The following is an 18,653-nucleotide window of genomic DNA, read 5'->3' on the forward strand; positions in this document are numbered from 1 at the left end:
GTGGCCGAGCGCTACAAGACCTGCCTTGACCTGCACATCATCCTCGTTCGGGACGGCCAGGTCCTCCTGGGCCGGCGCCAGAACACCGGCTTCGCCGACGGCGCCTGGCACCTGCCGTCCGGCCATCTCGACCCCGGCGAGAGCGCCACCAACGGAGCCGCCCGGGAGGCCGCCGAGGAGATCGGCGTCACCATCGACCCCGCCCGGCTCCGCCTCGTCCACGTCATGCACCACCGCACCGACGACGCCCGCACCGCCCTGTTCTTCGAGACCGCCGACTGGGCGGGCGAGGTCATCAACCTGGAGCCCGACAAGTGCGCCGCCTGGCAGTGGTTCAGCCTGGATGCACTGCCCGACGAAATGATCCCGTACGCCGCCGAGGCCCTGGCCCACTACCGCAAGGGCACCCTGTACTCCGAGCGCGGCTGGTCCTGACATGACCGACGCCGTGGACCTCGCCTGCTTCAGCTACCTGGCCGGCGCACGCCTGTTGACCGTGGACCGGTACCCGGCTGCCGACACCGGCACCGAGGTTCACGGCGTCCTCCACTCGCTCGCCGGAGACGGCCCGATCACTGCGCTGACCGCCGTCGGCCAGCACGGTGCCGTGGGCCGCACCAGCACCGCCCGCCACCGAGCCCCCACCGGGCAAGGCCCCATCGTCCACACCCACGGAGCCGACGCCGCGTTCTCCGCAGGCTTCGCAGCCACCTACCTGGCCGACCGCGACATACCCATCTGCTTGCGCCTGGCCTGCACCACCGGCACCGCGCACTGCACCACCGCCCACCCGCGCTCACCCCAAGGAGTCCGCACATGAGTTCGATGCAGACCTACGCCGGCCGGCTCCGGGGACTCGACTGGAACGATACGGCCACGGTCGAGACCGCGACCGCCGACCTCCTCGCCCACCTGGCCGAGGACCGCGCCGCCCTGCGGGCCGCCGTCGAGAACACCTTCGCCAACCCGCACTTGCGGGGCCTGTGCGAGCACTACGACATCCTCGACAAGATCGTCCTCCACGACGACGAGACCGGGTTCCGCATCCGCCTGCACCTCTTCGGCGCCAACCACTACGACCGGCCCCACAACCACCGCTGGACCTACTCCGCGAGGCTCATCTCCGGCCGGTACACCCATACCCTCTACGGCACGGAAGACGGCTTCGACGAGACCACGCAGGTGTCCGAGCTCCAGGCCAAGATGGTCCGTTCCGAGCGCTCCGGCTACCACTACACGCTGCACCACTCGATGGTCCACGCCGCCGTCGCCGACCCGGACACGGTCTCACTCATCGTCCGTGGCCCGGCCGTCAAGGACAGGTTCCTGGTCACCGACCGGACCACCGGCCATGTGTGGTGGCAGTACGGCGCCGCCACCGAGAGCCCCGAGGAAGCCACCGCGAAGCGGATGACCGACCACCAGTTCGCCCACTGCACCCGCATTTTGGACCGGCTCGACCTCATCTGACCAGGGCCGTTCAGCGGTCAACGCTTCCGCCAGTAGATGCCTGACCATGCCCCCGGTGGCCGGCCTCGGCGTCGATCCGGCGCCGCTCGGTGGGGGTACGGATCAGCTCCCGAGTGCGTACGGGCCGGGGACCAGGCCGAGCGCGCGGCCTACCGGCCGCCGATCGGAAGCGGCCGGACGTTGCCGGCCTCGGCGGGCGAATGATGGCCGGCACCGCTCGCCGCGAAGGAAGTGCGCCGGAGGACGACACCCTGTCCGGTGCCGCACTGCGGGAGCTGGCCGAGGAGACCGGCATCAGCCCCGCCGGGATCGCCCTGGTGGAGGCGTCCCCGGTCCGTATCGACGTGCACCCCGTCCCGGCCAACGACGCCAAGGGCGAGCCCGCACACCAGCACATCGACTTCCGCTTCCTCTTCCGTACCACCGGGGACAGCGCTGTGACCCTGCAAACGGAGGAGGTCAGCGACTACGCCTGGCGCGACGCCGAGACGATCGCTGACGAGCGGCTGCGGGATCGCGTCCTGTCCGCCCTCCGCTGACCCGGCATGGCCCCAGGACACATCGCGCGACACTGGCCGGATGAAGACCATCGGCCAACGTGAGTTCCGCAATCACGCTGCGGCTGTCATGGCTGCGGTCGAAGCGGGTGAGAGCTACCGCATCACCCGCAACGGCGCCGAGGTGGCCGAACTGCGCCCCGTCAACCGCAGGCGCAGCCTGAGCGCCGAGCAGTTGGCGGCGCGGCACCGCAGACTTCCGCAGGTGGACCACGCCCTGCTGCGGCAGGAGGCGGACGAGTTCTTCGGCACCGAGGACCGCGCCGCCGACGACCCCTGGACGCGCATCCGGGGCTGACCAGCGGGGCGTCGGCCGTGGGAGCGCTTCGTCAAGGCGGCGGGTCAGTGGCCGGGGGCGGGCGATGGGCCGGGGTCGACGTGGTTGCGGTCGAGGAGGGCGGTCACGGTGGCGATCCGGGGCAGGCCGGGGGTCGACCGCTTGGCGCGGGCCAGGGTGGCGCGGGCTTCGTCGGGGCGGCCGTGGGCGGTCAGGGCCGCCGCGAGGGTGCCCAGGGACCAGGCGTGGGCCAGCCCTGCCGGGCGAGCGGTACGGCGTCCGACGGCCGGCCCCGCAGCAGGGCTGCGTCCGCCGGGAGGTCGCGAGCCGCAGCCGCAGACCCGGCCGCCGGAAGCGGGGCAGGGCGGCCGGGGCGACGGGGCGCGGGGCTGTGGTTCTGTCGCGGAAGGACGCGGCGTGATCGTGCCGGCCTCCCGCCGTACGGGTGACCACTTCGGCCGCAGCGTGGTCGGCACCCGCGGCCCGGTCCGGGTGCCGCCCCGGCCGACCTGCCCGTTTCTGCCAGGTTCACCCGGTCCCCGTACCATGGAGCAAGCCGTGGCATGTCGAGCCCGGCAGGTGGACCGGTAGCAGGCCGGGGCGCCACGATCCACGATCCGGGAGACTCCGCTCCGCATGCCCACGCGCAATGACATCCGCAACGTCGCCATCGTCGCCCACGTCGACCACGGCAAGACCACTCTGGTCGACGCCATGCTGAAGCAGGCCGGTGCCTTCGCCGCCCACCAGCACCTCGACGAGCGCATGATGGACTCCAACGACCTGGAGCGCGAGAAGGGCATCACCATTCTCGCGAAGAACACCGCCGTCCGTTACCACCCCAAGGACGGTGGCGACCCGATCGTCATCAACATCATCGACACCCCCGGCCACGCCGACTTCGGCGGCGAGGTCGAGCGCGGCCTGTCGATGGTGGACGCCGTGGTGCTGCTGGTGGACGCCTCCGAGGGCCCGCTGCCGCAGACCCGCTTCGTGCTGCGCAAGGCGCTGTCCGCCAAGCTGCCGGTGATCCTCTGCATCAACAAGACGGACCGCCCGGACGCCCGGATCGACGAGGTCGTCAATGAGACGTACGACCTCTTCCTGGACCTGGACGCCACCGAGGAGCAGATCGAGTTCCCGATCGTCTACGCCTGCGCCCGGGACGGCATCGCCTCGCTGACCAAGCCGGCGGACGGCACCGTCCCGACCGACAGCGACAGCCTGGAGCCGTTCTTCTCCACCATCCTGGCGCACGTCCCGGCCCCGGAGTACGACGAGAACGCCCCGCTCCAGGCGCATGTCACCAACCTGGACGCCGACAACTTCCTCGGCCGGATCGCGCTGCTCCGCGTCGAGCAGGGCGAGCTGAAGAAGGGGCAGACCGTCGCCTGGATCAAGCGCGACGGTACGGTCCACAACGTCCGGATCACCGAGCTGCTGATGACCGAGGCGCTCACCCGCAAGCCGGCCGAGAAGGCCGGTCCCGGCGACATCTGCGCGGTGGCCGGCATCCCGGACATCATGATCGGCGAGACGCTGGCCGACGCGGAGAACCCGATCGCGCTGCCGCTGATCACGGTGGACGAGCCGGCCATCTCGATGACCATCGGCACCAACACCTCGCCGCTGGTCGGCAAGGGCGGCAAGGGCCACAAGGTCACCGCGCGGCTGGTCAAGGACCGGCTGGACCGCGAGCTGGTCGGCAATGTGTCGCTGCGGGTGCTGCCGACCGAGCGCCCGGACGCCTGGGAGGTGCAGGGCCGCGGTGAGCTGGCGCTGGCCATCCTGGTGGAGACCATGCGCCGGGAGGGCTTCGAGCTGACCGTCGGCAAGCCGCAGGTGGTCACCAAGGAGATCAACGGCAAGGTCCACGAGCCGGTCGAGCGGATGACCATCGACTGCCCCGAGGAGTACCTGGGCGCGATCACCCAGCTGATGGCGACCCGCAAGGGCCGCATGGAGACCATGACCAACCACGGGTCCGGCTGGGTCCGGATGGAGTTTGTGGTCCCGGCGCGCGGTCTGATCGGCTTCCGTACCGAGTTCCTCACCGACACCCGGGGCACCGGCATCGCGCACTCCATCTTCGAGGGCCACGAGCCGTGGTTCGGCGAGCTGCGCACCCGCAGCAGCGGCTCGCTGGTGGCCGACCGTCCCGGTCCGGTCACCGCCTTCGCGATGACCAACCTCCAGGAGCGCGGCACCCTGTTCGTGGACCCGGGCACCGAGGTGTACGAAGGCATGATCGTGGGTGAGAACTCCCGTGCCGACGACATGGACGTCAACATCACCAAGGAGAAGAAGCTCACCAACATGCGCTCCTCCACGGCCGATGTGACCGAGTCGCTGGTGCCGCCGCGCAAGCTCTCGCTGGAGCAGTCGCTGGAGTTCTGCCGCGAGGACGAGTGCATCGAGGTGACCCCGGAGACCGTCCGCATCCGCAAGGTGGTGCTGGACCAGAAGGAGCGCGGTCGGGCCACCTCGCGGGCCAAGAAGGGCTGAGCAGCCCCGCCGGCTTTCCGGCGCCGAGGTAGTCCCGTACGCCCCCGGTGTGGAGGTCTCACCCGGGGGCGTATCAACGCTCTGTGATCAACGCGCGTAGCGCAGTGTGATGCAAAGTGTACGGATACCGGTGCTAGCGGTCCGTCATGTGAGGCGACTGTCCGTTTCGTACGTGTCTGTATAGGTAAGGTTTGTCCGTTTTGCGGGATTGTTTCATGCGTCACTTCACCAAATTGATATCCGGAATCAGCAACTCCGTGCCTCCGGGTGACGGATAGTGGGTGACGTTGTGCTCGGGTCAAGGGTCATGCGCAGGGGTGCGCGCCGGGTCCGAGCGAGGAGGCACCGACCTCCACGTTGCACGTTTCTCATCAGGAGGCATCCCCCCATGCGCGGTGCTACTCAGACCAAGATGGTCGTGGCGGCAGTTGCCATAGCTCTCGCCGCGACCGCTTGCGGCAGCAGCAACTCCGGCAGCAGCAAGAGCAGCGGTGACGGCGGGTCCAAGTCGGCGATCAACGCCCAGGGGACCTTCAGCTACCAGAGCAGTGAGCCGCAGCGCCCGCTCCAGCCGGCGAACGCCATGGAGGTCGGTGGCGGGCGGATCATCCAGGAGCTCTTCAAGGGCCTGGTCGACTACGACCCCAGCACCGGCAAGCTGCGCAACCAGGTCGCCGAGTCCATCGAGACCAAGGACGCCCAGCACTACACCGTCAAGCTGAAGTCCGGCTGGACCTTCCACGACGGCACCCCGGTCGACGCCGCGTCCTTCGTCGACGCCTGGAACTGGGCCGCCAACCCCAAGAACGACCAGATCAACAGCTCCTGGTTCTCCGACATCAAGGGCTACGACGAGGTCCACCCGGACAAGGGCGCCGCCAAGGCGACGACCATGTCGGGCCTGAAGGTCGTGGACGACCACACCTTCACCATCGACCTGACCGGCCCGGTCTCGTACTTCGAGTACAAGCTCGGCTACGCGGCGTTCTCCCCGCTGCCGAAGGTCTTCTTCACCAACCCGAAGAAGTACGGCGAGGCCCCGATCGGCAACGGCCCGTACGAGTTCGTCAAGTGGGTCCACAACCAGGGCGTCACCGTCAAGGCGTTCCCGAACTACGCGGGCGTGGACAAGCCGAAGAACGGCGGGATCGTCTTCAAGGTGGAGACCACCGGCGAGGCGGCCTACAAGGAGCTCCAGTCCGACACGCTGGACGTGATGGACCAGGTGCCGCCGTCCGCGCTGGCCAGCTACAAGGCCGACCTCGGCGACCGCGCCGTGGACCAGCCGCAGGGCGCCATCCAGAACATCTCCTTCGCGATGTTCAACAAGGCGTGGCAGGGCAAGGACAAGAACCTGGTCCGCCAGGGCCTGTCGATGGCGATCGACCGCGACACCATCACCAAGACGGTGCTCCAGGGCTCCCGCGAGCCGGCCGACAGCTGGGTGGCGCCGGGCGTCATGGGCTACGAGAAGGGCGTCTGCGGTGCGGCCTGCACCTACGACCCCGCCAAGGCCAAGGAGCTGATCAAGCAGGGCGGCGGCGTCCCCGGCAACAAGGTCACCATCCTGTACAACGCCGACGGCGGCCACAAGGAGTGGGTGGACGCGGTCTGCAACTCCATCCGCCAGGCCACCGGCGTGGAGTGCGCGGGTGACAGCAAGCCGGACTTCAAGACGGCGCGTGACCTGGTCACCACCAAGAAGTTCGACAGCCTGAGCCGCACCGGCTGGGTGATGGACTACCCGCTGAACGCCAACTTCCTGCGGGACGTCTACGTCACCGGCGCCGACGCCAACGACGCCGGCTACTCCAGCCCCGAGTTCGACAAGCTCGCCCACGCCGCGGACAAGGCCACCTCGGTGGAGGAGACCGCGAAGCTCTACGCGGAGGCGGAGAAGCAGCTCGCGGTCGACATGCCCTCGATCCCGCTCTGGTACTACAAGACCACCTCCGGCTACTCGAACAACGTCACCAACGTGAAGTTCGACTCGTTCGGCAACCCGGTCTTCACCGACGTCGAGGTCAAGCAGAAGTAAGCAGGTCGGCACCGCTCGGCCGAACTCGTGCCCTCCAGGCGAGGCACGACCAGTGAGGACGGCGGCCGGCGCACCCCGACCGGGTGCGTCGGCCGTCCCCACGCCGACTTACATGGAGGCACGATGGGGCGCTACGTCGCACGACGACTGCTCCAGATGATCCCGGTGTTCATCGGGACCACTTTTCTCATCTTCCTGATGGTGTACGCCCTCCCCGGCGACCCCCTCAAGGCGATGTGGGGCGACCGCCCGGCCGACCCGGCCCAGCTCGCCCAGATGCGGCACGAGTACGGCTTCGACCTCCCCTGGTGGCAGCAGTACCTGCACTACCTGTGGAACCTGATCCACGGCAACCTGGGCAAGACGTTCGGCGGCCGCGCGGTCGTGGACGTGCTCAAGGAGACCTTCCCGGTCACCATCCGGCTGGCCCTGATGGCCTTCGCGGTGGAGGCCGTGCTCGGGCTGCTGCTCGGCATGGTCGGCGGCCTGTGGCGCGGCCGGTGGGCCGACAAGGTCGTCCTGGTGGTCACGCTGCTGCTGATCTCCATACCCGTCTTCGTGCTGGGCTTCATCTTCCAGACGGTGATCGGCATCAACCTGGGCTGGGTCACCCCCACCGTCCAGGACTCGACCAACCTCGGCCAGCTGATCCTGCCCGCCGTGGTACTGGGCTCGGTGTCGCTCGCCTATGTGGCGCGGCTGACCCGTACCTCGGTGGCGGAGAACCTGAGCGCCGACTACATGCGCACCGCCGTCGCCAAGGGCCTCCCCAAGCGGCGCGTGATCACCAACCACCTGATGCGCAACTCGCTGATCCCGGTGGTCACCTTCCTCGGCACCGACCTGGGCGCCCTGATGGGCGGCGCCATGGTCACCGAGGGCATCTTCAACGTCAAGGGCGTCGGTCTGACCCTCTACAAGGCCATCACCGCGTCCGAGTCGCCCACCGTGGTGGGCATCGTCTCCGTGCTGGTCGTGGTGTACCTCTTCGCCAGCCTGATCGTCGACCTGCTGTACGCGGTCCTGGACCCGAGGATCCGGTATGCCTGACGTGATCCCTGACATGATCGCCTCCGACAAGGAACCGGCGGACGCCGTCGCCGTCGCCGGGGTCGCGGCCGCCCCCGCGAAGCCGGAGAAGACCCGCAGCCTGTGGTCCGACGCCTGGCGGGACCTGCGCCGCAACCCGTTCTTCCTGGTCTCCGCGCTGCTGATCCTGGTGCTGGTGGTGATCACCGTGGCGCCGGGGCTGTTCACCTCCGCCTCGCCGCGCGACGGCGACCTGATGCACCACTACCTGGGTGCGCCCGACTACGGCCACTTCTTCGGCGCCGACTGGTTCGGCTACGACGGCCAGGGCCGCAGCATCTACGCCCGCGTCATCCACGGCGCCCGCGCGTCGGTGATCGTCGGCATCTGCGTCACCGCCGCCGTCACCCTGGTGGGCGGCCTGGTCGGCCTGGTGGCCGGCTACTTCGGCGGCTGGGTGGACACCCTGCTCTCCCGGGTCACCGACATCTTCTTCGGCATCCCGATGCTGCTCGGCGCCCTGGTGGTGCTGAACGCCTTCACCCACCGCACCGTGTGGATCGTGGTCCTCGGCCTCTCCGTGCTCGGCTGGACCCAGATCGCCCGGGTGATGCGCGGCTCGGTCATCACCGTGAAGCAGGCCGACTACGTCACCGCGGCCAAGGCGCTCGGCGCCGGCACCTGGCGGATCATGATGCGGCACATCCTGCCCAACGCGATCGCCCCGGTGATCGTGGTCGCCACCATCGCGCTCGGCGGCTACATCTCCACCGAGGCCACGCTGTCCTTCCTGGGCATCGGGCTCGCCGACCCCACCGTCTCCTGGGGCATCGACATCTCGTCGGCGCAGAACGTCATCCGCACCGCTCCGCACGTCCTGTTCTTCCCGGCGGGCATGCTGAGCATCACGGTGCTGGCGTTCATCATGCTCGGCGACGCGGTGCGCGACGCCCTCGACCCCAAGCTGCGCTGAGAGAGGGGCGGCACGATGACCACCACGATCGAGAAGACCGGCGGGTCCACGGCGGGCAACCGCCTCGCCCCCGGCACCCCGCTGCTGGACGTCCGCGACCTGCATGTGGAGTTCCACACCCGCGAGGGCGTCGCCAAGGCCGTCAACGGGGTCAACTACAGCGTCGCGGCCGGCGAGACCCTGGCGGTGCTGGGCGAGTCCGGCTCCGGCAAGTCGGTGACCGCGCAGACCATCATGGGCATCCTGGACATGCCGCCCGGCCGGATCTCGCACGGCGAGATCCTCTTCCGGGGCCAGGACATGCTCAAGATGAGCAATGAGCAGCGGCGGCAGATCCGCGGCCAGAAGATCGCCATGATCTTCCAGGACGCGCTGTCCGCGCTCAACCCGGTGCTGTCGGTCGGCTACCAGCTGGGCGAGATGTTCCGGGTGCACCGGGGCATGTCCCGCAAGGCGGCCAAGGCCAAGGCCGTGGAGCTGATGGACCGGGTACGCATCCCCGCCGCCAGGGAGCGGGTGAACGACTACCCGCACCAGTTCTCCGGCGGTATGCGGCAGCGGATCATGATCGCGATGGCGCTGGCCCTGGAGCCCGACCTGATCATCGCGGACGAGCCCACCACCGCGCTGGACGTCACCGTCCAGGCCCAGGTGATGGACCTGCTGTCCGAGTTGCAGCGCGAGTTCCACATGGGCCTGATCCTGATCACCCATGACCTCGGCGTGGTGGCCGACGTGGCCGACAAGATCGCCGTGATGTACGCCGGACGGATCGTGGAGACCGCGCCGGTGCACGAGCTGTACCAGCGGCCCGCGCACCCGTACACCAAGGGCCTGCTGCGCTCCATCCCGCGCCTGGACCAGAAGGGCCAGGAGCTGTACGCCATCAAGGGACTGCCGCCGAACCTGCTGCACATCCCGACCGGCTGCGCCTTCAACCCGCGCTGCCCGCTGGCCCAGGACACCTGCCGCGCCGACGTCCCGGCCCTGCACCAGGTGACCGAGCGGGACGGCACCGAACTCGTCGGCCGGGGCAGCGCATGCCACTTCTGGGAGGAGACCCTTCATGGCTGAGCCCATCCTCCAGGTGCGGGACCTGGTCAAGCACTTCCCGCTCACCCAGGGCGTGCTGTTCCGCCGCCAGGTCGGCGCGGTCAAGGCCGTCGACGGTGTCTCCTTCGACCTCCGGCAGGGCGAGACGCTGGGCATCGTGGGGGAGTCCGGCTGCGGCAAGTCGACGCTGGCCAAGGTGCTGATGAACCTGGAGCGGGCGACGGCCGGCCAGGTGCTCTACAAGGGCGAGGACATCGCCAAGCTGTCGGGGCGGGCGTTGAAGGCGGTGCGGCGGAACATCCAGATGGTGTTCCAGGACCCGTACACCTCGCTGAACCCGAGGATGACGGTCGGTGACATCATCGGTGAGCCGTATGAGATCCACCCGGAGGTCGCGCCCAAGGGGGACCGCCGCAGGGCGGTGCGGGACCTGCTGGATGTGGTGGGGCTGAATCCGGAGTACATCAACCGGTATCCGCACCAGTTCTCCGGCGGTCAGCGGCAGCGGATCGGGATCGCCCGGGGGCTGGCGCTCAAGCCTGAGGTGATCATCTGCGATGAGCCGGTCTCCGCGCTGGACGTCTCGGTGCAGGCCCAGGTGATCAACCTGCTGGGCCGGCTCCAGCAGGACTTCGAGCTGTCGTACATGTTCATCGCGCACGATCTGTCGATCGTCCGGCACATCTCGGACCGGGTCGGCGTGATGTACCTCGGCAAGATGGTCGAGATCGGCACCGACGCCGAGATCTACGAGCACCCCACCCATCCGTACACGCAGGCGCTGCTCTCGGCGGTGCCGGTGCCGGACCCGGAGGCGCGTGCGCACCGGGAGCGGATCATCCTCCAGGGCGATGTGCCGTCCCCGGCCAATCCGCCGTCCGGCTGCCGGTTCCGCACCCGCTGCTGGAAGGCCCAGGACCGCTGTGCGCAGGAGGTCCCGCTGCTGGCGGTGCCGACCGTGCTCAAGGGCGGCGCGGCCCATGACTCGGCCTGCCACTTCGCGGAGGAGAAGGACGTGGTGGGCGCGGCCTGAGCCGAGCCCGACCCGAGCTGTACGACGACGGCCCGGCCGCATCACCCCCGCACGGGGTGGCGCGGCCGGGCCGTCGTCGTACGGACCGGGCGTCACCCGCATGGGGGTGCCGGTCTTTGCGGATGGCCGACGGTGGGGGTGCGATGGTGGACACGGCGCCCGAAACTCCCGTACCGGGCATAAGGGGCGCCGGTCCGGTCTGCGTCCGGCAGGCCGCCGTCCCTGTGCTGAGGGAGGCACTCCATGCGGGGAACCGCGCACGTCGGATGGGTCGTCGGCACCGCCGCCATCGCCCTGGCGGCCACCTCCTGCTCCGGCGGTGGCGGCGGCTCGGGCGGCGGGGGCTCCCACTCCGGCAGCGTGGTCCGCGCGTACTGGGGCGACCCGCAGAACCCGCTGGAGCCCGCCGACACCAATGAGGTGCAGGGCGGCAAGGTACTGGACATGATCTTCCGGGGCCTGAAGCGCTACAACCCCGACACCGGCGCCGCCGAGGACGAGGTCGCCCAGTCGATCACCAGCAGCGACCAGCAGAACTTCACCGTCAAGCTGAAGCCGGGCTGGAAGTTCAGCAACGGCGAGCCGGTCGACGCCCGGTCGTTCGTCGACGCGTGGAACTTCGGGGCGCTGCTCAGCAGCAAGCAGCTCAACGCCCCCTTCTTCGCGTACATCGACGGCTACGACAAGGTCCACCCGGCCACCGGCAGCCCCACCGCGAGCACCATGTCCGGGCTGAAGCGGATCGACGACCTGACCTTCACCGTCCGGCTCACCCAGAAGTTCTCCACCTTCCCCGACACCCTCGGCTACTCCGCCTACTACCCGCTGCCCCGGGCCTTCTTCACCGACCGCGCCGCCTGGCTCGACAAGCCGATCGGCAACGGCCCGTACGCCATCTCCAGCTACACCAAGGGCTCCCAGATGCAGCTGCGCAGGAGCAGCACCTTCAGCGGACCCGACAAGGCACGCAACGACGGGGTCGACCTGATCGTCTACACCGACGCCGACACCGCCTACACCGACCTCCAGGCCGGCAACCTGGACGTGATCGACATCATCCCGGCCGCCCAGCTGGCCAACGCCCCCACCGACCTCTCCGGCCGCTTCATCAACCAGCCGGCCGGCATCATCCAGACCATCTCCTTCCCGATGTACCAGTCGGCCTGGAACACCGCCAAGGCGCAGAAGGTCCGGCTCGGCCTGTCGATGGCGATCAACCGCCCGCAGATCACCCAGAAGATCTTCCACAACTCCCGCACCCCCGCCACCGACTGGACCTCCCCGGTGCTCGGCGCCAAGGGCGGCTACTCCAAGACCCTCTGCGGCCAGGCGTGCGGCTACGACCCCGGCCGGGCCAGGACGCTGATCCGGCAGGGCGGCGGCCTGCCCGGCGGGAAGATGACCATCAGCTACAACGCCGACGGCGACCACAAGAGCTGGGTGGACGCGGTCTGCAACAGCATCAACACCGTGCTCGGCAATGACCGCGCCTGCGTGGGCAACCCGGTCGGCACCTTCGCCGACTTCCGCAGCCAGGTCACCGACAAGCGGATGACCAGCGCGTTCCGCACCGGCTGGCAGATGGACTACCCGCTGATCCAGGACTTCCTGGAGCCGCTCTACACCACCGGCGGCTCCTCCAACGACGCCCACTTCGGCAACGCCGACTTCGACCGGCTGGTCAACCAGGCCAACGCCGCCCCCAACTCCGCCGCCGCGGTGGCCAAGTTCCAGGACGCCGAGAAGATCCTCGCGGTGCAGATGCCGGCCATCCCGCTCTGGTACCAGAACGCGGTCGGCGGCTACTCCGCCCATGTCTCCCACGTGAGGCTCAACCCGTTCAGCGTGCCGGTGTACAACGAGATCACCGTCAAGAGCTGAGCCGCCGTCCGAGCGTCCCGGCCCGGGGCCGGACGCACCGTCCCCTCGGAGAGTAGAGGCGCATGGGACGCTACATCATCCGGCGGCTGCTCCAGATGGTCCCGGTGTTCATCGGCACCACCCTGCTGATCTTCCTCATGGTGTACGCGCTGGGCGACCCGGTGGCGGCGCTCTTCGGCGACAGGGCGCCGGACCCCGCCACCGCCGCCCAGATCCGCCATGACCTGCACCTGGACGAGCCGCTGTGGAAGCAGTACCTGCTCTACATGCGCGGCATCTTCACCGGCGACTTCGGCACCTCCTTCAACGGACAGCCGGTCACCGAACTGATGGGCAGCGCCTTCCCGATCACCATCCGGCTCACCGTGGTGGCCATCATCGTCGAGGCGGTCTTCGGCATCGCGCTGGGCGTGGTCAGCGGCCTGCGGCGGCGCGGCTGGGTGGACACCACGGTGCTGATCCTCACCCTGATCGTGGTCGCGGTGCCCACCTTCGTCACCGGCTACCTGCTGCAACTGCTGCTCGGCGTCAAATGGGGCGTCGCCCCGGCGACGGTCTCGGTCGACGCGCCGTTCAACGAGCTGATCGTGCCGGGCATCGTGGTGGCCGCCGTCTCGCTGGCGTATGTGACCCGGCTGACCCGCACCACCGTCGCGGAGAACGCCCGCGCCGACTATGTGCGCACCGCCGTCGCCAAGGGACTGCCCCGGCACCGGGTGATCACCCGCCATCTGCTGCGCAACTCGCTGATCCCGGTGGTCACCTTCCTCGGCACCGACATCGGCGCGCTGATGGGCGGCGCCCTGGTCACCGAGCGGATCTTCAACATCCACGGGGTGGGCTTCCAGCTCTACCAGGGCATCCTGCGGCAGAACTCACCGACCGTGGTCGGCTTCGTCACCATCCTGGTCATCGTCTTCCTGATCGCCAACCTGCTGGTCGACCTGCTGTACGCGGTCCTGGACCCGAGGATCCGGTATGCCTGACCCCCATCAGCCCGGCGAGCCGGAGGGCCTGGACCGGACCGGCGTCAACCCCAGCGGCATGGCGATGGGCGAGGCCGACTCGCTGGAGCGCGCCGAGTACGCCCGCGCGGCCGGCCCCGGCGGACCCGGGACCGAGAAGGCCCGCAGCCTCTGGCAGGACGCCTGGGGGGACCTGGGACGCAACCCGATCTTCATCCTCTCCGCGCTGCTGATCCTCTTCCTGGTGTTCGTCTCGATCTGGCCCGGCAGCATCGCCAGCCGCTCCCCGCTCGCCTGCGACCTGGGCCGGTCGCTGGACCCTCCGGCGGCCGGGCACTGGTTCGGCTTCGACGCCCAGGGGTGCGACGTCTACACCCGGGTGGTCTACGGCGCCCGCGCCTCGGTGACCGTCGGCGTCTGCGCCACCGCCGGGGCGGCGCTGGCCGGCATCGTGCTCGGCGGCCTCGCCGGGTTCTTCGGCGGCTGGTGGGACGCCCTGCTCTCCCGGATCACCGATGTCTTCTTCGGCATCCCGATCCTGCTCGGCGGCCTGGTGCTGCTCTCCGTACTGCCCAGCAGCACCATCTGGACGGTGGTCGGCTTCATCGTGCTGCTGGGCTGGCCGCAGGTCGCCCGGATCGCCCGGGGCTCGGTGATCACCGCCAAGCAGCACGACTACGTGATGGCCGCCCGCGCCCTCGGCGCGGGCAACACCCGGCTGATGACCCGCCATGTGCTGCCCAACGCCGTCGCCCCGGTGATCGTGGTCGCCACCATCGCGCTGGGCACCTACATCGCGCTGGAGGCCACCCTCAGCTACCTCGGCGTCGGGCTGAAGCCGCCGACGGTCTCCTGGGGCATCGACATCTCGGCCGCCGCCGGGTACATCCGCAACGCCCCGCACATGCTGCTCTACCCGGCAGGCGCGCTCAGCCTCACCGTGCTGGCGTTCATCATGCTCGGCGACGCGGTGCGCGACGCCCTCGATCCCAAGCTGCGCTGAGCCCGGAGGACGTGATGAGCAGCATCGAACAGACCACCGCCCCCACCGGCCGCGACCGGACCGGCGGCAGCGACCGCTCCCCGCTGCTGGAGGTGCGGAACCTGCATGTGGAGTTCCGCACCCGCGAGGGCGTCGCCAAGGCCGTCAACGGCGTCGACTACAGCGTGCGGGCCGGTGAGACGCTGGCCATCCTGGGCGAGTCCGGCTCCGGCAAGTCGGTCAGCTCCCAGGCCGTGATGGGCATCCTGGACTCGCCACCCGGCCAGGTCACCCAGGGCGAGATCCTCTTCCAGGGCCGCGACCTGCTGAAGGTCTCCGAGGACCAGCGGCGGCAGATCCGGGGCGCCAAGATGGCGATGATCTTCCAGGACGCGCTGTCCGCGCTCAACCCGGTGCTCACGGTCGGCTACCAGCTGGGCGAGATGTTCCGGGTGCACCAGGGCGCCTCGCGCCGGGACGCCAAGGCCAAGGCCGTGGAGCTGATGGACCGGGTACGCATCCCGGCCGCCCGCGACCGGGTGAACGACTACCCACACCAGTTCTCCGGTGGCATGCGGCAGCGGATCATGATCGCGATGGCGCTGGCCCTGGAGCCCGACCTGATCATCGCGGACGAGCCCACCACCGCGCTGGACGTCACCGTCCAGGCCCAGGTGATGGACCTGCTCGCGGACCTCCAGCGCGAATACCACATGGGCCTGATCCTGATCACCCATGACCTCGGCGTGGTGGCCGACGTGGCCGACAAGATCGCCGTGATGTACGCCGGACGGATCGTGGAGACCTCCCCGGTCCACGAGCTGTACCAGCGCCCGGCCCACCCGTACACCAAGGGCCTGCTGCGCTCCATCCCGCGCCTGGACCAGAAGGGCCGGGAGCTGTACGCCATCAAGGGACTGCCCCCCAGCCTGCTGCGCATCCCGCCGGGCTGCGCCTTCCACCCGCGCTGCCCGCAGGCCCGCGAGGTCTGCACGGCCCAGGAGCCGCCGCTGTACCCGGTCACCGAGCCGGACGGCACTCCACTGGCCGGCCGGGGCAGCGCCTGCCACTTCTGGGAGGAGACCCTTCATGGCTGAGCCCATCCTCCAGGTGCGGGACCTGGTCAAGCACTTCCCGATCACCCAGGGCATCGTCCTCAAGCGGCAGGTCGGCGCGGTACGGGCGGTGGACGGGGTCTCGCTGGACCTGGCGCAGGGCGAGACCTTGGGCATCGTGGGGGAGTCCGGCTGCGGCAAGTCGACGCTGGCCAAGGTGCTGATGAACCTGGAGCGGGCGACGGCCGGCCAGGTGCTCTACAAGGGCGAGGACATCGCCAAGCTGTCCGGGCGGGCGCTGAAGGCGGTGCGGCGGAACATCCAGATGGTGTTCCAGGACCCGTACACCTCGCTGAACCCGAGGATGACGGTCGGTGACATCATCGGTGAGCCGTATGAGATCCACCCGGAGGTCGCGCCCAAGGGGGACCGCCGCAAGGCGGTGCGGGACCTGCTGGACGTGGTGGGGCTGAATCCGGAGTACATCAACCGGTATCCGCACCAGTTCTCCGGCGGTCAGCGGCAGCGGATCGGGATCGCCCGGGGGCTGGCGCTCAAGCCCGAGGTGATCATCTGCGATGAGCCGGTCTCCGCGCTGGACGTCTCGGTGCAGGCCCAGGTGATCAACCTGCTGGGCCGGCTCCAGCAGGACTTCGAGCTGTCGTACATGTTCATCGCGCACGATCTGTCGATCGTCCGGCACATCTCGGACCGGGTCGGCGTGATGTACCTCGGCAAGATCGTGGAGATCGGCACCGACGTCCAGATCTACGAGCACCCCACCCATCCGTACACGCAGGCGCTGCTCTCGGCGGTGCCGGTGCCGGACCCGGAGGCGCGTGCGCACCGGGAGCGGATCATCCTCCAGGGCGATGTGCCGTCCCCGGCCAATCCGCCGTCCGGCTGCCGGTTCCGCACCCGCTGCTGGAAGGCCCAGGAGGTGTGCGCCCGGCAGGAGCCGCCGCTGGCCGCCCCGTCCTGGCTGAGCGGTGCGGCGGCGCATGCCTCGGCCTGCCACTTCGCGGAGGAGAAGGACGTGGTGGGCGCGGGCTGACCAAAGGCGCGGGCGGGCCCCGGGGCGGTGGTGCGCCCCGGGGCCCGCGTCGTGTGGAGCAGGGATCAGCTGGTGAAGCCGATGTTCTGGTAGATGATCTCCTGCTGGTTCTGCGGCGAGCCCAGGTTGGCCAGGCTCTTCTTGGCGCCGAAGATGGCCGGACGCTGGTACAGCGGGAAGACGGTCACGCCCTCCCAGATCAGCTTGTCGGCGGCGTTGGCGTCAGCGATGGCCTGGTTCGGGTCGAGGTCGCCGGCGCTCTTGGCGATGGCGGCGTCGATCTCCGGGTTGGCGTACCAGGCGAAGTTCTGGAAGTTGTTGTCGCCCTGCGGGCTCTGGTAGATCGACTTGTTGGACGACACCGGCCAGGCGTTGCCCAGCCAGGCGAAGGCGGTGATGTCGAACTTGCCGGGCTGGACGTACTTGTCGAAGAAGTCGTCCGACGGAACCGGCTGGATGTCGAGCTTCACACCGACCTGCTGGAGCATCTTCTGCGCCAGCTTGCCCTCGTTCTCCGAGACGCCGGTGCCCTCGGGGTAGATGAACTTCACCTCAAGGGTCTTGCCGTCCTTCTGGCGGTACTGGCCGCTGGTCTTCCAGCCGGCCGCGTCCAGCAGCGCCTTGGCGGAGGTCGGGTTGTACTTGCCGACGTCGCCGGAGTTGTCCTGGTAGCCCTTCTGGCCGTTGACGAAGAAGTGGTTGTTCAGCATCAGCGGCGGCCAGTTGAGGCCCTGGAGGTCCGACTTGGCGATGGCCTCGCGGTTGATGGCCTGCGCGATGGCCTTGCGGACGTTGACGTCCGACAGCACCGGGCTCTTGGTGTTGAAGGTGAAGTGGCGGAACTGCGGGCCGGCGGCCTCGCGGATCTCGCCGTCCTTGCGGCTCTGCGCCTGCTTGAAGCCGGACGGGTCCGGGCCGATGTTGATGAAGTCGACCTCGCCGTTGGCGAAGGCGCCCGGCCCGGCGTCGCTGGTGAGCGCCCGGTAGACGATCTTGTCCAGAATGGCGGGCTGGTCCCACCACTTCGGGTCGCGGACGATGGTGATCGTCTTGGTGGTGGGGTTCAGCGACTGGAGCTTGAAGGGGCCGGCCGTCACCGGGATCTTGTTGAGGTACCCCTTGTTGAAGGCGTCCGGGGTCGCGGTGTACTTCGCCGGGTAGAGCGGGGCGAACAGGCTGGTCCAGTCACCGAAGTTCCGCTTGAAGGTCACTACGGCCTGCTGGTCGCTGGTGCCCTTGGTGACGCTCTCGATGTCCTCGAAGCCGGTGGTGCTGCCGACCTGGAACTTGCCGTTCTTGCCGCTCAGCGCGTTGGCCTCGGACGCCAGGTCCTTCCAGGTGATCGGGGTGCCGTCCGACCACTTGGCCTTGGGGTTGATGTCGTAGGTGACGACCTGCTTCCCGTTGCTGACGGTCTGCTGGACGTTGCTGAAGTACTCCTTGGCGACATACGGCGTCGCGTTCTCGTCCACGTGGAACGGGGACGGGAGCAGCGCCTCCATCACCGAGTCGGTGGTGTACTCGGCGCCGTTGATCTGGAGGTAGTTCCACTGCTCGGAGTACTGGTCGACCGCCCAGGTGAGCGTGCCGCCCTGCTTGAGCTTCTCGCGCGGCACCGGGTTGTTCGCGCTGACCGTGATCTTCACGGTGTTCTCGGCGGACTTGCTCGCCTCCGGGCTGCTGGCCTTCTTCTCACCCCCGCTGCTGCTGCATGCCGTGAGGCTGAGTGAGGCGGCCGCGAGGGACGCCACCAGGGCGACCATCGTTCTGGAACGGTTCAC

17 protein-coding genes are annotated in these 18,653 nt (G+C 69.0%); 16 read left to right on the forward strand and 1 reads right to left on the reverse strand.

Annotated elements, in window-relative coordinates:
• The 16 genes from ACIQGZ_RS05610 (at position 1) to ACIQGZ_RS05685 (ending at position 16,872) form a co-directional block, all read left to right on the forward strand.
• Positions 1-435, forward strand: coding sequence for an NUDIX domain-containing protein (locus ACIQGZ_RS05610; protein ID WP_402599533.1), 435 nt, complete (start codon positions 1-3; stop codon positions 433-435).
• Between the two features lies 1 nt (position 436).
• The gene (locus tag ACIQGZ_RS05615) at positions 437-820 is read left to right on the forward strand and encodes a hypothetical protein (protein ID WP_402599534.1); all 384 of its coding nucleotides are present in this window, start codon (positions 437-439) and stop codon (positions 818-820) included.
• On the forward strand, positions 817-1,470 hold the full coding sequence (locus ACIQGZ_RS05620; protein WP_402599535.1) for a hypothetical protein: 654 nt from the start codon (positions 817-819) through the stop codon (positions 1,468-1,470). The genes ACIQGZ_RS05615 and ACIQGZ_RS05620 overlap by 4 nt, the downstream gene beginning before the upstream one ends.
• A gap of 203 nt (positions 1,471-1,673) precedes the next feature.
• Positions 1,674-2,009 (forward strand): NUDIX domain-containing protein, encoded by a 336-nt coding sequence (locus tag ACIQGZ_RS05625; RefSeq protein ID WP_402599536.1) that lies wholly within the window; start codon positions 1,674-1,676, stop codon positions 2,007-2,009.
• 40 nt (positions 2,010-2,049) lie between these two features.
• Positions 2,050-2,325: a type II toxin-antitoxin system Phd/YefM family antitoxin gene (locus tag ACIQGZ_RS05630; protein WP_402599537.1), complete on the forward strand. Its 276-nt coding sequence runs from the start codon at positions 2,050-2,052 to the stop codon at positions 2,323-2,325.
• A gap of 615 nt (positions 2,326-2,940) precedes the next feature.
• A complete protein-coding gene (gene typA, locus ACIQGZ_RS05635) occupies positions 2,941-4,809 on the forward strand; it encodes a translational GTPase TypA (protein ID WP_402599538.1) in 1,869 nt (622 codons plus the stop codon).
• A 388-nt stretch (positions 4,810-5,197) separates the two neighbouring features.
• Positions 5,198-6,847, forward strand: a complete 1,650-nt coding sequence (locus tag ACIQGZ_RS05640; protein ID WP_402599539.1) for an ABC transporter substrate-binding protein — start codon at positions 5,198-5,200, stop codon at positions 6,845-6,847.
• Between the two features lie 123 nt (positions 6,848-6,970).
• The gene (locus ACIQGZ_RS05645; RefSeq protein ID WP_402599540.1) at positions 6,971-7,897 is read left to right on the forward strand and encodes an ABC transporter permease; all 927 of its coding nucleotides are present in this window, start codon (positions 6,971-6,973) and stop codon (positions 7,895-7,897) included.
• The gene (locus tag ACIQGZ_RS05650) at positions 7,890-8,849 is read left to right on the forward strand and encodes an ABC transporter permease (protein WP_402599541.1); all 960 of its coding nucleotides are present in this window, start codon (positions 7,890-7,892) and stop codon (positions 8,847-8,849) included. Before ACIQGZ_RS05645 ends, ACIQGZ_RS05650 begins: the two co-directional genes overlap by 8 nt.
• A gap of 15 nt (positions 8,850-8,864) precedes the next feature.
• Positions 8,865-9,923, forward strand: coding sequence for an ABC transporter ATP-binding protein (locus ACIQGZ_RS05655; protein WP_402599542.1), 1,059 nt, complete (start codon positions 8,865-8,867; stop codon positions 9,921-9,923).
• Complete coding sequence (locus tag ACIQGZ_RS05660; protein WP_402599543.1) at positions 9,916-10,935, forward strand: ABC transporter ATP-binding protein; 1,020 nt, start codon at positions 9,916-9,918, stop codon at positions 10,933-10,935. Before ACIQGZ_RS05655 ends, ACIQGZ_RS05660 begins: the two co-directional genes overlap by 8 nt.
• 243 nt (positions 10,936-11,178) lie before the next feature.
• The gene (locus ACIQGZ_RS05665; protein WP_402599544.1) at positions 11,179-12,816 is read left to right on the forward strand and encodes an ABC transporter substrate-binding protein; all 1,638 of its coding nucleotides are present in this window, start codon (positions 11,179-11,181) and stop codon (positions 12,814-12,816) included.
• A 62-nt stretch (positions 12,817-12,878) separates the two neighbouring features.
• Entirely contained in the window at positions 12,879-13,802 is a 924-nt protein-coding gene (locus tag ACIQGZ_RS05670; RefSeq protein WP_402599545.1) for an ABC transporter permease, read from the forward strand.
• Entirely contained in the window at positions 13,795-14,784 is a 990-nt protein-coding gene (locus ACIQGZ_RS05675; RefSeq protein WP_402599546.1) for an ABC transporter permease, read from the forward strand. The genes ACIQGZ_RS05670 and ACIQGZ_RS05675 overlap by 8 nt, the downstream gene beginning before the upstream one ends.
• A 14-nt stretch (positions 14,785-14,798) precedes the next feature.
• On the forward strand, positions 14,799-15,860 hold the full coding sequence (locus ACIQGZ_RS05680; protein WP_402599547.1) for an ABC transporter ATP-binding protein: 1,062 nt from the start codon (positions 14,799-14,801) through the stop codon (positions 15,858-15,860).
• On the forward strand, positions 15,853-16,872 hold the full coding sequence (locus tag ACIQGZ_RS05685) for an ABC transporter ATP-binding protein (protein WP_402599548.1): 1,020 nt from the start codon (positions 15,853-15,855) through the stop codon (positions 16,870-16,872). The genes ACIQGZ_RS05680 and ACIQGZ_RS05685 overlap by 8 nt, the downstream gene beginning before the upstream one ends.
• A gap of 65 nt (positions 16,873-16,937) precedes the next feature.
• On the opposite strand, the gene ACIQGZ_RS05690 is transcribed toward ACIQGZ_RS05685, so the two are convergent.
• A complete protein-coding gene (locus tag ACIQGZ_RS05690; protein ID WP_402599549.1) occupies positions 16,938-18,653 on the reverse strand; it encodes an ABC transporter family substrate-binding protein in 1,716 nt (571 codons plus the stop codon).

The sequence above is a fragment of the Streptomyces sp. NPDC092296 genome, assembly GCF_044755465.1.
In the GTDB taxonomy this organism is placed as follows: Bacteria; Actinomycetota; Actinomycetes; order Streptomycetales; family Streptomycetaceae; genus Peterkaempfera.

Bases quoted from the DNA above. Each gene is read 5' to 3' on its own strand.
- ACIQGZ_RS05615 (WP_402599534.1), top strand. From the start codon at position 437: ATGACCGACGCCGTGGACCTCGCCTGCTTCAGCTACCTGGCCGGCGCA.
- ACIQGZ_RS05620 (WP_402599535.1), top strand. From the start codon at position 817: ATGAGTTCGATGCAGACCTACGCCGGCCGGCTCCGGGGACTCGACTGG.
- ACIQGZ_RS05625 (WP_402599536.1), top strand. From the start codon at position 1,674: ATGGCCGGCACCGCTCGCCGCGAAGGAAGTGCGCCGGAGGACGACACC.
- ACIQGZ_RS05630 (WP_402599537.1), top strand. From the start codon at position 2,050: ATGAAGACCATCGGCCAACGTGAGTTCCGCAATCACGCTGCGGCTGTC.
- typA (WP_402599538.1), top strand. From the start codon at position 2,941: ATGCCCACGCGCAATGACATCCGCAACGTCGCCATCGTCGCCCACGTC.
- ACIQGZ_RS05640 (WP_402599539.1), top strand. From the start codon at position 5,198: ATGCGCGGTGCTACTCAGACCAAGATGGTCGTGGCGGCAGTTGCCATA.
- ACIQGZ_RS05645 (WP_402599540.1), top strand. From the start codon at position 6,971: ATGGGGCGCTACGTCGCACGACGACTGCTCCAGATGATCCCGGTGTTC.
- ACIQGZ_RS05650 (WP_402599541.1), top strand. From the start codon at position 7,890: ATGCCTGACGTGATCCCTGACATGATCGCCTCCGACAAGGAACCGGCG.
- ACIQGZ_RS05655 (WP_402599542.1), top strand. From the start codon at position 8,865: ATGACCACCACGATCGAGAAGACCGGCGGGTCCACGGCGGGCAACCGC.
- ACIQGZ_RS05660 (WP_402599543.1), top strand. From the start codon at position 9,916: ATGGCTGAGCCCATCCTCCAGGTGCGGGACCTGGTCAAGCACTTCCCG.
- ACIQGZ_RS05665 (WP_402599544.1), top strand. From the start codon at position 11,179: ATGCGGGGAACCGCGCACGTCGGATGGGTCGTCGGCACCGCCGCCATC.
- ACIQGZ_RS05670 (WP_402599545.1), top strand. From the start codon at position 12,879: ATGGGACGCTACATCATCCGGCGGCTGCTCCAGATGGTCCCGGTGTTC.
- ACIQGZ_RS05675 (WP_402599546.1), top strand. From the start codon at position 13,795: ATGCCTGACCCCCATCAGCCCGGCGAGCCGGAGGGCCTGGACCGGACC.
- ACIQGZ_RS05680 (WP_402599547.1), top strand. From the start codon at position 14,799: ATGAGCAGCATCGAACAGACCACCGCCCCCACCGGCCGCGACCGGACC.
- ACIQGZ_RS05685 (WP_402599548.1), top strand. From the start codon at position 15,853: ATGGCTGAGCCCATCCTCCAGGTGCGGGACCTGGTCAAGCACTTCCCG.